Below are 13,795 nucleotides of genomic sequence, written 5' to 3'. Positions count from 1 at the left end.
TGCTCAAAACCCTACATGTAGGGTTTTTTTAGCGCCGAGGTACAAGATAATGCGTTTTGGGGGGCTTAGCAACGCACGACCTGTGGATAACGCTGTGGGTAAAATGTGTATGAAACGTGGAACGCCCGTGTAGGCCGCAGTACTGCTGGATTCGGCCGTTTGTCACCGAATATTCCAATATAAAAACAGCCGGTTGGATTTTTGAGGGCGCGAACCCTACCACAAAAAAACGCGATCACCGAATGGATTTACCGGCTTGTGTTCCAGGGTTGGGGCATGGCTACAATCGGCCTTCAATAGAGGCAGTATTGTGCTTCCCGTACATGACAATAATTAGAATCGAGGTAGCGCATGGAGCAAGAAGCCTGGCAAATCCTGATCGTCGAGGACGACGAGCGATTGGCCGAATTGACCCGTGAGTACCTGGAAAGCAACGGCCTGCGTGTTTCGGTTGAAGGCGATGGCGCCCAGGCCGCAGCGCGTATCATCGCCGAGCAACCAGACCTGGTGATCCTCGACCTGATGCTGCCCGGCGAAGATGGCCTGAGCATCTGCCGCAAGGTGCGCGAGCGCTACGAGGGTGTGATCCTCATGCTCACCGCGCGCACTGATGACATGGACCAGGTGCTGGGCCTGGACATGGGCGCCGACGACTACGTATGCAAACCCGTGCGCCCCCGGCTGTTGCTGGCGCGTATCCAGGCGCTGCTGCGGCGCAGTGAGCCCGCCGAATCCGCAACGGTAGAAAACCAGCGCCGCCTGGAATTCGGCCCGTTGGTGGTAGATAACGCCCTGCGCGAAGCCTGGCTGCACGACGGCAGTATCGAACTGACCAGCGCTGAATTTGACCTGCTGTGGCTGCTGGTGGCGAATGCCGGGCGCATCCTGTCCCGCGAAGAAATCTTTATCGCCCTGCGCGGTATCGGCTATGACGGCCAAGACCGGTCCATCGATGTACGCATCTCACGAATTCGCCCGAAAATCGGCGACGATCCGATCCATCCGCGTCTGATCAAGACCATTCGTAGCAAAGGCTACTTATTCGTCCCTGAAGCCGCCGCCGATATGTCGCTGTGAACTCGATCTTCCTGCGTATCTACGGCGGCATGTGCGCGGCGCTGATCCTGGTGGCGCTGTTGGGCGTACTGGCCTTGCACCTGCTTAACGAGGTGCGCAGCGGCCAATACCGCGAGCGCCTCGCCCATGGCACCTTTGCCTTGATGGGCGACAACCTGCAACCCATGAGCGCTATCGAACGCCAACGTGCCTTGGCGGTGTGGGAGCGCTTGCTGGGGATCCCCCTGGAACTGCGCAGCCTCACCGACGCGCAGTTGGACCTCAGCCAGCGCAACAGCCTGCAACGCGGCCAGGTTTTGGTGCAGCAGACCGGCCCTCACGCCGCCCGTGTTCTGCGCCTGGTCAGCGATAAAGAGCAATGGGTGCTGACGGGCGAGGTGCAGCAGATCAGCGAACAACTGGCCCGTGCGACCATTTACCTGCTGGCTGACGAATTGGTGCGCTTCCCCGTGGCCGAGCAGCCACAAAGGTTGGCGGATATAAAAGAAGCCAAGGGCTTTGGGTTCGAAATGCACCTGATGACCCTCGACCAGGCCGATATGGACGACGACCAGCGCCGCCGCGTGTCGGAGGGCGATACGGTAATGGCCCTGGGCAAGGGTGGCGACTCGATCCGCGTGTTCTCTGGCATCGTCGGTACGCCCTGGGTGCTGGAACTCGGTCCGCTGTATCAAATGAACCCGTACCCGGTGCAGTGGCTGGTCCTGATTGCTTTGATTGGCCTGACCTTGATCGGCTTGATCGTCTATCTGCTGGTGCGTCAGCTTGAGCGCCGGCTGCGTGGCCTGGAGGCGGCCGCGACACGCATTGCCAAGGGCAATCTGGAAGTACGCGTGCCGGCCCGGGGAGCGGACTCGGTGGGTCGCCTCGCCGCGGCCTTCAATGGCATGGCCGAGCACTTGCAGCAATTGCTGGCGATCCAGCGCGAACTGGTACGTGCGGTGTCCCACGAACTGCGCACGCCGGTAGCGCGCCTGCGCTTCGGATTGGAGATGATCGGCGACGCTGCTACCCCAGAGGCCCGGCGCAAGTACCTGGAAGGCATGGACAGCGATATCCAGGACCTCGATGGCCTGGTGGATGAAATGCTCACCTACGCAAGGCTGGAGCAGGGCGCACCCGAGCTGAGTTTTCAGCGAGTGGACCTTGATGCGTTGCTTGATCAGGTGATTGGCGAATTATCGCCACTGCGCCCACAGGTGACTGTGGCGCGGGGTATCTGCTTGTCATCGGCCCACTGGGATAACGCCTGGGTCGACGCCGAACCCCGCTATTTACACCGTGCCCTGCAAAATCTGGTGAGCAATGCCATGCGCCACGCGCAGAGCCAAGTGCTGATCAGTTATCAGGTGGGTCAGGTGCGCTGTCGAATCGATGTAGAGGACGATGGCCCCGGTGTGCCGGAAAACGCCTGGGAGCGTATTTTTACGCCCTTCCTACGACTCGACGACAGCCGCACCCGAGCGTCCGGGGGCCATGGCCTGGGCTTGTCGATTGTACGGCGGATCATCTATTGGCACGGCGGGCGCGCATTGATCAGCAAGAGCAACAACCTGGGTGGGGCGTGTTTCAGTTTGAGTTGGCCGAGGGGGCAGGATAAACCCTGACCTATCAGGCGCTGATGCACACCAGGCTCAAGAGCTGCCCATCATTCACCGCAAACTGCCCAACCAACTCCTTGCCATGGCACCACTCATCCGACAAGTCAGTCAGCAACCGCAGCTTTATATGCCCGGCCTCGGTCCACTCCACCACCTCGGCATGCTCAAAATAGAAGCGCTTGTGCACAATCGGGTAAAGCGCCTTGAACAGGCTCTCTTTGACCGAAAACGTCAGCGTCACCAGCAGGGCAATCTGCTCTCGCGCCACACCGCCCATACGCTGCAGTTCGTCGGCTGTCAGAATTTCCCCGGCCAGACGCTCTGCGCGCTCCAGCGTGAGTACATTTTCCAGGTCCATCCCCAACCCGCGCCATTGCGCCTTGTACCCGACAATCGCCGCGGCATGCCCGGTGCTGTGTGTGATCGAGCCACTGATGTGCGCGGGCCAGACCGGTGCACGGTCTTCGCCGATAGCCGGGATGCAGTCAAGCTGATCGAGGTGTCGCAGAGCGGCGCGGGCGCACAGGCGACCGGCCAGAAACTCGGCTTGGCGCTTGGCCACTGAGCGCTGGATGCTCGCCGGTGCCGGCACTGCGCAGCGTTGGAAATCACCGGCTGCCAACAATGCCGGGTCGAAGTGAGTGCCGAGAAACACTGTTCCCGGTAATGGTTCGGGCAGTGGCCAATGGGCGTCGAGTGGTGTGCAGCAAGCGGGCAGAAGATTCATGGGCGGTATTTTGCCGAGTTGAGGCGCCAGAGGATAGCCCGCTGCGGCGCACCGCCTGTTCAGGGGGAGTTCAGGGGCTTTTGCGTAGGCTGACCTCAACAGCCAAACGCGTATGAGGTAACACCATGACTGCGATCAAAAAGCTGATGTTGGCGTTGACCATGCTCAGTGCCACCGCAGGGGTCCAGGCCTCTGATGGTGACTTTGCCGCATTCGGCCGCGAGAAAACCAAGAAAACCAGCACCTTGATTCAACGTGTCAGTTTCGAAGACGCGAGCAGTCAGCCTACGCCTTGGGGCCAGTCCCTGGGCCTTGCTACCCCACAGCCAGCCTACCGCACCGGTTACGCGCATCTGAGTGGCCAGTTCAATGGCATTAAACTGCGCCCGCAAGACCTGCAGGGCCGCTATGATGTCCCCCTGTCGGACAGTTGATTTGCTTTGGAGAGCCTTATGAAATTGCTGGTGGTGGAAGATGAGGCGCTGCTGCGTCATCACCTGTTTACCCGCCTGACCGACAGCGGCCACGTGGTCGAAGCTGTGGCCAACGCCGAAGAGGCGCTTTACCAGGTCGGTCAATTCAACCATGACCTGGCGATTATCGACCTGGGCCTGCCCGGCATGGGCGGCCTGGACCTGATCCGCCAACTGCGCAGCCAGGCCAAAACGTTTCCGATCCTAATCCTCACCGCGCGCGGCAACTGGCAGGACAAGGTCGAAGGCCTGGCCGCCGGTGCTGACGACTACGTCGTCAAACCATTCCAGTTCGAAGAGTTGGAGGCGCGCATGAACGCCTTGCTGCGCCGCTCCAGCGGGTTCACCCAATCGACTATCGTTGCCGGGCCCTTGCTGCTGGACCTCAACCGCAAGCAAGCGTCCCTCGACGAACAGCCACTGGCGCTGACCGCCTACGAATACCGCATCCTTGAATACCTGATGCGCCATCACCAGCAAGTTGTCGCCAAAGACCGCTTGATGGAACAGCTTTACCCCGACGACGACGAGCGCGATCCAAACGTCATTGAAGTCTTGGTCGGCCGCCTGCGCCGCAAGCTGGAAGGCCCCACAGGGTTCAAACCGATCGACACCGTGCGTGGCCTGGGCTACCTGTTCAATGAGCGCTGCCGTTGATCCGCTCGTTACGTGTGCGTTTGATGCTGGCGGCAGCGACCCTGGCCGTGTTGTTCATGCTGGGCTTGTTGCCGGCCATGCAGGGCGCTTTCAGTCTGGCGTTGCAGGACTCCATCGAACAGCGCCTGGCGTCGGACGTGACGACGCTGATCTCCGCCGCGCGGGTCGAAAACAACCGCCTGCTGATGCCTGCGCAGTTGCCGGACGAACGTTTCAACCTGACCGATAGCCGTCTGCTCGGCTATATCTACGACCGCGAAGGCCACTTGGTGTGGCGCTCGCGGGCTACCCGGGAAGAAAACATCAACTACAAGCCGCGCTATGACGGGCGAGGCAATGAATTCGCGAGGATTCGCGAAGCGGACGGCCAGGAGTTCTTCGTCTATGACGTGGAGGTCAAGCTGCTCGGCGGCAAGAGCGCGGCGTTCAGTATCGTCGCCCTGCAACCGGTGCGCGAATACCAACTGACCCTCGAAGGCCTGCGCGAAAACCTCTACTTGGGCTTCGGCGCGGCGTTGCTGGTGCTGCTGACGTTGCTGTGGCTGGGCCTGACCTGGGGCCTCCAAGCCCTGCGGCGGCTGAGTCAGGAGCTTGACCAGATCGAAGGCGGCACCCGCGAAAGCCTGTCCGAACAACACCCACGTGAATTGCTGCGCCTTACCGGCTCCCTCAACCGCTTGCTGCACAGTGAGCGTGAACAACGTACGCGATACCGCGACTCCCTCGATGACTTGGCTCACAGCCTGAAAACCCCGCTCGCCGTGTTGCAAGGCGTGAGTGAAGACATGGCCAAGCGCCCGGAAGACCGCGATCAGGCCTGGGTGCTGCAATCGCAGATCGAACGCATGAGCCAGCAGATCAGCTACCAGTTGCAGCGCGCCAGTTTGCGCAAAAGCGGCCTGGTGCGCCATCAAGTGCGCCTGGAACCGGTGCTGCAAAGCCTGTGCGATACCTTGGGCAAGGTCTACCGCGACAAGGGCGTCAGGGTGTCCTTTGAACTGCCGCACGCCTGCGATGTGCCGATCGAGAAGGGCGCCTTGCTCGAATTGCTCGGCAACCTGCTGGAAAACGCCTATCGGCTGTGCCTGAGTGAAGTGCGCGTTAGTCTGGTCGAGAACCTCGAAGGCATTGAGTTGTGCATAGAAGATGACGGACCAGGCGTGCCGCCAGATCAGCGCGCGCGGATTTTGCAACGGGGCGAGCGGCTGGACCGCCAGCATCCGGGGCAGGGGATTGGGTTGGCGGTGGTCAAGGACATCATAGAAAGCTACGGCGCGCGACTGACGCTTGGGGATTCACCACTGGGTGGCGCGGCGTTCAAGATCCACTTTCCATCTGTGTGATCTTCACTGGCTGGGCTGGCCCTATCGGCAAGCCCTCTCCCGCATTTTGAATTTATTCAAGCATCAAACTTTGTAAAGGCAGTCAAAGGTGGGAGGGGGCTTGCCCCCGATGAGGCCCTCACACACAACGCCTCTCTAACTCTCCCGTGCGCGATAGGCCCCCGGCGTTAACCCTGTCCACTTCTTGAACGCCCGATGAAATGCCGACGGTTCGGAAAATCCCAACTGCTCGGCAATCTCCTGCAACGACAAATCCGCCCGTCCCAGATGGTAGATGGCGATGTCCCGCCGCAACTCATCTTTGAGCGCCTGAAAGCTGGTGCCTTCTTCGCGCAAATGCCTGCGAAGGGTTTGTGGGCTGATGTGCAAGTGCTGAGCGACGGCTTCCAGATCCGGCCACGGCGTGCGATCGCGGCTCAGTAGGCGTCGCAACTGACTGCTCAAGCTATCGCCTTCATCCGGGCGTGACAGCAGGTCAGCGGGAGAGCGCTCCAGAAAGTGCTTGAGGGTGCGCTCATCCTGCAGCAGCGGCATGTTCAGGTAGCGGGCAGGGAACACCAGGCTACTGTTCGGCGAACCGAACACCCGGTCGCAGGGGAACAGCAGGTCATATTCGCTGGAGTGGGCCGGCATCGGGTAGCTGAACGTGGCCTGGTGCAGTCGGATGCGCTGGCCGATCAGCCAACTGCCCAGGCGGTGCCAGATCACCAGCAGGCATTCGCTGAGGAAGTGATCCGGGTCCCACAGTTGGGAGTCATCCAGGCTCAGGCGGGCCATTTCGCCTTCCCGTGTGAGCTGCCAACGCGGGCCTTGTGGGAATAGGCTATAAAATAATAAGCCGCGTTCCAGGGCTTTCTCCAGCGTGCGGCAGTGGATCAACGCATGGCACATCATGGCGAAAGTGCCACGTTTGCTCGGACCGTCGGCAAAGCCCAGGTATTCGTCGTCCAACGCCAGCCAAAGCATCTGGAGCAACCGGGTAAATTGCTCCGGCGCAATGCGGGCGCGAGGTTCAGTCAACTGCTCGGGGGTGATGCCCAACTGTTGCAGCAGGCCCGAATAATCGTAACCGGCCCGACGCGCTCCGCCCAGGGCGGCCCGTGCGTAGTGACTGGCGATGGTGCGTTCACGCATGCGGGGCCCTCGTCCATGGAATGGCGGATGGTAGTCAGCACCTGGCAAGGCGACAAGGCGGATATCCGCCAAATTGTAGGACGCGATTGGGTGCGGTGGCGGAAATTCGCCAACCGATTTGGCGCCTGGCGAGGCGTCTGAAAACGATCAGCCCTGATGCCTAAAGGCCTTTAGGGCTTTTGAGCAAAGTGGCACGGCGTTTGCGATAAGGATTACAGCGCAGGCCTGGACCTACAGGCTTCGCAAACAACAAATCCCTCCAGTGCAGGAGGGTTCGCAATTCAAGTGTCGTGGGCAATGGCGGATATTTGCCACACGGGACGATTGAGGAATTTTGCAATGACGACTCGTCAGCCAATCTACAAATCCCTGTATTTCCAGGTGATCGTTGCAATCGTTATCGGTATTTTGCTCGGTCACTTCTACCCGCAAACCGGTGTGGCCCTTAAGCCACTGGGTGACGGGTTTATCAAACTGATCAAAATGGTCATCGCCCCGATCATCTTCTGCACCGTTGTCAGCGGCATCGCTGGCATGCAAAGCATGAAATCGGTCGGCAAAACCGGCGGCTACGCGCTGCTGTACTTCGAAATCGTTTCCACCGTCGCCCTGCTGATCGGCCTGATCGTGGTGAACGTTGTGCAACCGGGCGCCGGCATGCACATCGACGTAGCGACCCTGGACGCTTCCAAAGTCGCTGCCTATGTGACTGCTGGCGCAGACCAGAGCATCGTTGGCTTCCTGCTTAACGTCATCCCGAACACCATCGTCGGCGCCTTCGCCAACGGCGATATCCTGCAAGTGCTGATGTTCTCGGTGATCTTCGGTTTTGCCCTGCATCGCCTGGGTGCCTACGGCAAGCCGGTGCTGGACTTCATCGATCGCTTCGCCCACGTGATGTTCAACATCATCAACATGATCATGAAGCTCGCGCCACTTGGTGCCCTGGGCGCCATGGCGTTCACCATCGGTGCCTACGGTGTAGGTTCCCTGGTGCAGTTGGGCCAACTGATGATCTGCTTCTACATCACTTGCCTGTTGTTCGTGCTGGTGGTGCTGGGCGGTATCTGCCGCGCTCACGGTTTCAGCGTCATCAAGCTGATCCGCTACATCCGTGAAGAGCTGCTGATCGTATTGGGTACTTCCTCCTCCGAGTCCGCACTGCCACGCATGCTGATCAAGATGGAGCGTCTGGGTGCCAAGAAATCCGTAGTAGGTCTGGTAATCCCGACTGGCTACTCCTTCAACCTTGACGGTACTTCGATCTACCTGACCATGGCTGCCGTGTTCATCGCTCAAGCGACTGACACCCACATGGACATCACCCACCAGATCACTCTGCTGCTGGTGCTGCTGCTGTCCTCCAAAGGCGCTGCTGGCGTGACCGGTAGTGGCTTCATCGTTTTGGCTGCAACCTTGTCGGCTGTAGGCCACCTGCCGGTTGCTGGCTTGGCGCTGATCCTGGGTATCGACCGCTTCATGTCCGAAGCCCGCGCACTGACCAACCTGGTCGGTAACGCCGTTGCCACCATCGTTGTGGCTAAGTGGGTCAAGGAACTGGACACCGACAAGCTGCAAAGCGAGCTGGCGTCTGGCGGTACCGGTATCTCCGAAACCCGCGAAATCGATGACCTGGGCGTGGCCGAAGGCCCTGCACCTGTCGTCAAGTAAGCCGCTGAAGGCGTGAGCCCACGCTAGCAGCTATACGCAAACGCCCCGACTGGTTCGGGGCGTTTGCGTTTCTGCTCGGCCACTTTTGAATCGCTTTGCTTTACAGTAAATGAATACTTCATCAACAACGCTGGCGGGAGACTGAATGGACAGTGTGGATTTGAATGTCCTGCGCAGCGTGCTGGAATGGCGCCGCGCTGGACAGCGAGTGGTGTTGTACAGCGTGGTCCAGACTTGGGGCAGTGCACCGCGTCCGCCGGGGGCAATGCTAGCCCTGCGGGGCGACGGCGTGGTGATTGGCTCGGTTTCCGGTGGTTGCATCGAGGATGACTTGATCGCGCGGTTGCAGGACGGCCGCTTGCCTCATGACGGCCCGCCGGTGCAGATGGTGACCTACGGCGTTACACGCGACGAAGCTGCGCGTTTTGGGTTGCCGTGCGGCGGCACGCTGCGCTTGACCGAGGAGAGGGTGGATGACTGGGGCTGGGTAGAGAAGTTACTGGCGCGCTGCGAGGATCATCAGATTGTTGCTCGGGAGCTAAACCTTGCTACCGGCGAAGTGACCCTGAGCGGCGCGAGCAAGACTGATGTGGTGAGTTTCGACGGTGAATGCTTGCGCGCCATCTATGGACCACGCTGGCGCCTGCTGCTGATCGGCGCCGGGCAACTGTCGCGCTATGTGGCGGAAATGGCGCGTTTGCTGGATTTCGAAGTGCTGATCTGCGACCCGCGCGAAGAGTTCGTGTATGGCTGGGAAGAGCAACATGGCCGCTTTGTGCCGGGTATGCCTGATGAGGCAGTGTTGAATATCCAGACCGACGAACGCACGGCGATTGTCTGCCTCACACACGACCCGCGCCTGGATGACATGGCGTTGCTGACGGCGTTGAATTCCAATGCCTTCTATATCGGCGCGTTAGGTTCAAGGGTCAATACCCAGAAGCGCCGTGAAAACCTCGCCGCACTGGGTTTGTCGGCGGAGGCGATTGCCCGCTTACATGGGCCGATTGGTTTGCATATCGGCAGCCATACGCCGGCGGAAATCGCGCTGTCGCTGATGGCGGAAATTGTCGCAATCAAGAACGGCGTGGCGCCTATGCAGAAAAAGCCTTTGCCGGTGGTAGCTGAGTGACCGTGACGGCGATTGTGCTGGCGGCAGGGCAGGGCAGCCGCTTCCGCGCAGAAGCTGGGGCCGACCAGGATAAATTGCTGGCGCTCTGTGTAGGTCGCGATGGCGTGACGCGACCGGTGATCGAGCAGGTGCTGTTGAATCTGCCGGAAGACGTAGTGGAGCGCTGGGTGGTGACCTCGCCAGATCGTTCGGAGGTCATTCGGTTGGCGAAGGTGTATGGCTGCAAGGTCTTGCTGCTGCAGTCGGCTGGCATGGGCGACAGTATTGCCGCAGCTGTCGCGGCCAGTGCTTCGGCGCAGGGTTGGCTGGTGGTACTGGGGGATATGCCGTTTATTCAAGCGTCGACGATCGAGCGCGTGATAGACGGCCTGGATAGCATCAATGTGCCGGTACATGCCGGTCAGTATGGCCACCCGGTTGCCTTTGCCCGTGCATTTGGGCCCGCCTTGATGGCGCTGAGTGGCGATCGTGGTGCCAAAGCGTTATTTGTACAGGCTGTTTTGAAGGAGGTGCGGGTGGAGGATCCCGGTGTGTTGTGGGATGTGGATGTGCCCGCGTTGTTGCATTACCGCTGACCGGCAGACAAAAAAAAGCCCCGCCTGGTCACTCAGGCGGGGCTTTTTAGTGGCTGATGGAATCAGACGAGGGGTTTAGGCTCGTGCTCTTCTTCCAGGGCCTTGTGCTCTACCACGGCTTCAGCAACCGGAGCAGGCGCTTCGACAGCTTCGACTACAGCCGGAGCGGCGGCAGCAGCAGCAGCGGCGGCTGCCTCAGCTTCCTTGCGGCGACGACGCACTTCACGTGGATCGTTCGGCGCACGGCCGTTTTCGCTCAAGGCGCTGGCAGGAGCAGCTTCAACCACGGGTGCTTCAACTTCAGCAACAACCGGGGCTTCAACAGCCACTGGTGCAGGCTCGGCAACCACGACTTCAACCACCGGCGCTGGCGCTTCTTCTACAACAGGCGCTGGCGCGGGAGCTTCAACCGGGGCGGCAGGTTCGGCAGTCCATTGGAAGGCGGTCTGTTCTTCGCGAACTTCACGCACCGCTGGGGCAGCCTCTTCGACAGCCGGAGCTTCAACTACGGCTTCAACCACTGGCTGAGGTTCAACAACCGGCGCAGGTTCAATGGCGACCGCTTCGGTTTCTGGCTGGGCGTCGCGAACCGGGGCTACTTCCACTTCCGGAACCACTGGGGCTTCGATCGGGGTAGTTGCCTCAACAGCGGGGGCCTCAACGACCGGTGCTTCAACCGCTGGGGTCTCGGCAACTGGTGTTTCTACAGCAGCGGTTTCTTCAACGGCTGCAGTAGCGCGTTCAGCTTGCTCGTGAGCCTGGGCTTCAGCAGGAGCGCTGATGACCGAGCTGGCAACGGCAGCAGTAACGGCCAGGCCGGCAGCCAGTTCGGCACCCGTCGGTTCGTTAGCTTCGTTGGTTGCGCCCTCAGCGTTCTCGCCGGTCTCTTCCGAGCCTTCGATTACGTTGCCGTTGGCATCACGCTGGCGCTCGCGACGGTTGCTGCGACGACGCTGACCACGGGAGCGGCGGCGAGGGCGATCGCCTTCGGCGTTGTCCTGACCATCTTCCTGCAGTTGCTCTTCGCCGGTCAGTACTTCTTCCTCTTCGCTGGCGGAAGCAGCTTGCTCGGCGCGTGGTTGACGCTCTTCACGCGGAGGGCGCGGCTGGCGCTCTTCACGGGGGGCGCGTTCTTCACGCGGCTGGCGGGCCGGGCGCTCTTCGGTAGTCGCAGCAGCGGCAGCAGCAACGGCTGGCGCAGCGTCCAGCGGCTCACGCAGTTCACGTACGCGTTCCTCACGCTCGCCACGTGGCTTGCGATCTTCACGCGGAGCACGTGGGGTGCGAGGTGCGCGCTCTTCACGCGGTGCGCGTTCTTCACGGGCTACGGCTGGTGTTTCTTCACGGGCTTCACGAGGCGCACGCTCTTCACGTGGCGCGCGTTCTTCACGCGGTGCACGTTCTTCGCGCGGCTTGCGCTCTTCGTCACGGCGACCGTTGCGGTTGCGGCTCTGCTGACGGCCGTTGCGACGTTCTTCGTTACGTGCCGGGCGCTCGGAGGCTGGTTTTTCAACTACAACCGGGGCCACAGGCTCTTCTTTGGTAGCGAACAGGCTGACCAGCGATTTCACCAGGCCTTTGAACAGGCTCGGCTCAGGCATGGCGGCTGGTGCAGCAACTGGTGCGGCAGCTTCAACCGGCACTGGTGCGTTGGCACGGGCTGGCGCGGTTTTCACGGCAGCTTCCTGGCGAACCAGAGTGCGGGTCGCGGCGGCTGGCTGGACTTCTTCCACTTCGGCAGCGGCAGCAGCGATTTCGTAGCTGGACTGGCCGCTGTGGGCTTCCGGGCTGTCGTCACGCAGGCGCTGTACTTCGAAGTGCGGCGTTTCGAGGTGATCGTTCGGCAGGATGACGATACGGGCACGGGTGCGCAGTTCAATCTTGGTGATCGAGTTGCGTTTTTCGTTCAGCAGGAAAGCGGCGACCGGGATCGGCACTTGCGCGCGGACTTCGGCGGTGCGGTCTTTCAGGGCTTCTTCTTCGATCAGGCGCAGGATCGCCAGGGACAGCGATTCAACGTCACGGATGATGCCGGTGCCGTTGCAACGCGGGCAGACGATGCCGCTGCTCTCGCCCAGGGATGGACGCAGGCGCTGACGGGACATTTCCAGCAGGCCGAAGCGCGAGATGCGGCCGACTTGCACGCGGGCACGGTCAGCTTCCAGGCATTCGCGGACTTTCTCTTCCACGGCGCGCTGGTTCTTGGCTGGGGTCATGTCGATGAAGTCGATCACGATCAGGCCGCCGATGTCACGCAGGCGCAGTTGGCGGGCGATTTCTTCAGCCGCTTCCAGGTTGGTCTGCAGGGCGGTTTCTTCGATGTCGCTACCCTTCGTGGCGCGCGCCGAGTTGATGTCGATGGACACCAGTGCTTCGGTCGGGTCGATCACGATGGAGCCACCGGAAGGCAGTTCTACGACGCGCTGGAAAGCGGTCTCGATCTGGCTTTCGATCTGGAAGCGGTTGAACAGCGGAACGCTGTCTTCGTACAGCTTGATCTTGCTGGCGTACTGCGGCATCACCTGGCGGATGAAGGTCAGGGCTTCGTCCTGGGCTTCAACGCTGTCGATCAGCACTTCGCCGATGTCCTGGCGCAGGTAGTCGCGGATGGCGCGGATGATCACGTTGCTTTCCTGATAGATCAGGAACGGCGCGGAACGATCCAGGGACGCTTCTTTGATAGCGGTCCACAGTTGCAGCAGGTAGTCGAGGTCCCACTGCATTTCTTCGCTGCTGCGGCCCAGGCCGGCAGTGCGCACGATCAGACCCATGTCGGCCGGTGCGATCAGGCCGTTCAGCGCTTCACGCAGTTCGTTGCGTTCTTCGCCTTCGATGCGGCGGGAAATGCCGCCGGCACGTGGGTTGTTCGGCATCAGCACCAGGTAACGGCCGGCCAAGGAGATGAAGGTGGTCAGGGCGGCGCCCTTGTTGCCACGTTCTTCTTTTTCGACCTGGACGATGACTTCCTGGCCTTCGCTCAGGACGTCCTTGATGTTCACGCGGCCTTCGGGGGCTTTCTTGAAGTATTCGCGGGAGATTTCTTTGAGGGGCAGGAAGCCGTGGCGCTCGGAGCCGAAATCGACAAAGGCAGCCTCAAGGCTTGGTTCGATGCGAGTAATACGGCCTTTATAGATGTTGGCCTTCTTTTGCTCGCGTGCACCGGATTCGATGTCCAGGTCGTAGAGGCGTTGGCCATCTACCAGTGCAACACGCAACTCTTCGGGTTGAGTTGCGTTAATCAGCATTCTTTTCATGTTGTACCGTCGGTTTCCGGGCTGCCGGAAACGGCGTTCGGCACACACGACTTCTCACGGTCGGTGTCAGGTGCGTCAAGAGTGGTTGGCCACTCCAGTGTCCAGCAAAATCGGCCAATTGGGCCGGTATCGCGACGGACGCGTCCTGCTT

At 60.7% G+C, this 13,795-nt stretch carries 11 protein-coding genes; 8 read left to right on the top strand and 3 right to left on the bottom strand.

Annotation, left to right across the window (positions count from 1 at the left end; translation table 11 throughout):
- The first annotated feature begins 351 nt into the window (after positions 1-351).
- Both AOA61_RS13805 and AOA61_RS13800 read left to right on the top strand, forming a co-directional pair.
- A complete protein-coding gene (locus AOA61_RS13805; RefSeq protein WP_032886784.1) occupies positions 352-1,077 on the top strand; it encodes a response regulator in 726 nt (241 codons plus the stop codon).
- Positions 1,074-2,684, top strand: coding sequence for an ATP-binding protein (locus AOA61_RS13800; protein ID WP_099601979.1), 1,611 nt, complete (start codon positions 1,074-1,076; stop codon positions 2,682-2,684). The genes AOA61_RS13805 and AOA61_RS13800 overlap by 4 nt, the downstream gene beginning before the upstream one ends.
- 4 nt (positions 2,685-2,688) lie before the next feature.
- Here the strand turns inward: AOA61_RS13800 and AOA61_RS13795 are convergent, their stop codons facing one another.
- Positions 2,689-3,405: a 4'-phosphopantetheinyl transferase gene (locus AOA61_RS13795; RefSeq protein ID WP_099601978.1), complete on the bottom strand. Its 717-nt coding sequence runs from the start codon at positions 3,403-3,405 to the stop codon at positions 2,689-2,691.
- A 125-nt stretch (positions 3,406-3,530) separates the two neighbouring features.
- Between AOA61_RS13795 and AOA61_RS13790 the strand changes: the two genes are divergently transcribed.
- The 3 genes from AOA61_RS13790 to AOA61_RS13780 are packed head-to-tail and all read left to right on the top strand — an operon-like array spanning position 3,531 to position 5,878.
- Positions 3,531-3,839: a hypothetical protein gene (locus AOA61_RS13790; protein WP_032886787.1), complete on the top strand. Its 309-nt coding sequence runs from the start codon at positions 3,531-3,533 to the stop codon at positions 3,837-3,839.
- Between the two features lie 18 nt (positions 3,840-3,857).
- Entirely contained in the window at positions 3,858-4,535 is a 678-nt protein-coding gene (locus AOA61_RS13785; RefSeq protein WP_032886788.1) for a response regulator, read from the top strand.
- Complete coding sequence (locus tag AOA61_RS13780) at positions 4,532-5,878, top strand: ATP-binding protein (protein WP_032886789.1); 1,347 nt, start codon at positions 4,532-4,534, stop codon at positions 5,876-5,878. The genes AOA61_RS13785 and AOA61_RS13780 overlap by 4 nt, the downstream gene beginning before the upstream one ends.
- 135 nt (positions 5,879-6,013) lie before the next feature.
- On the opposite strand, the gene AOA61_RS13775 is transcribed toward AOA61_RS13780, so the two are convergent.
- On the bottom strand, positions 6,014-7,012 hold the full coding sequence (locus AOA61_RS13775; protein ID WP_032886790.1) for an AraC family transcriptional regulator: 999 nt from the start codon (positions 7,010-7,012) through the stop codon (positions 6,014-6,016).
- Between the two features lie 339 nt (positions 7,013-7,351).
- On the opposite strand from AOA61_RS13775, the gene AOA61_RS13770 reads away from it, so the two are divergent.
- The 3 genes from AOA61_RS13770 to AOA61_RS13760 all read left to right on the top strand — a co-directional run bounded on the left by AOA61_RS13770 (position 7,352) and on the right by AOA61_RS13760 (position 10,390).
- Positions 7,352-8,683: a dicarboxylate/amino acid:cation symporter gene (locus tag AOA61_RS13770; RefSeq protein ID WP_032886791.1), complete on the top strand. Its 1,332-nt coding sequence runs from the start codon at positions 7,352-7,354 to the stop codon at positions 8,681-8,683.
- A gap of 145 nt (positions 8,684-8,828) precedes the next feature.
- A complete protein-coding gene (locus AOA61_RS13765; RefSeq protein WP_099601977.1) occupies positions 8,829-9,815 on the top strand; it encodes an XdhC family protein in 987 nt (328 codons plus the stop codon).
- Positions 9,812-10,390, top strand: a complete 579-nt coding sequence (locus AOA61_RS13760; protein WP_099601976.1) for an NTP transferase domain-containing protein — start codon at positions 9,812-9,814, stop codon at positions 10,388-10,390. Before AOA61_RS13765 ends, AOA61_RS13760 begins: the two co-directional genes overlap by 4 nt.
- Positions 10,391-10,452: 62 nt before the next feature.
- On the opposite strand, the gene rne is transcribed toward AOA61_RS13760, so the two are convergent.
- Complete coding sequence (rne, locus tag AOA61_RS13755; protein WP_206199212.1) at positions 10,453-13,635, bottom strand: ribonuclease E; 3,183 nt, start codon at positions 13,633-13,635, stop codon at positions 10,453-10,455.
- Positions 13,636-13,795 lie beyond the last annotated feature (160 nt).

Source organism: Pseudomonas sp. 2995-1, from assembly GCF_002742505.1.
In the GTDB taxonomy this organism is placed as follows: Bacteria; Pseudomonadota; Gammaproteobacteria; order Pseudomonadales; family Pseudomonadaceae; genus Aquipseudomonas; species Aquipseudomonas sivasensis.
The sequence above is the reverse complement of the archived record's forward strand: the minus strand, read 5'-3'. Positions and strand labels throughout refer to the sequence as shown.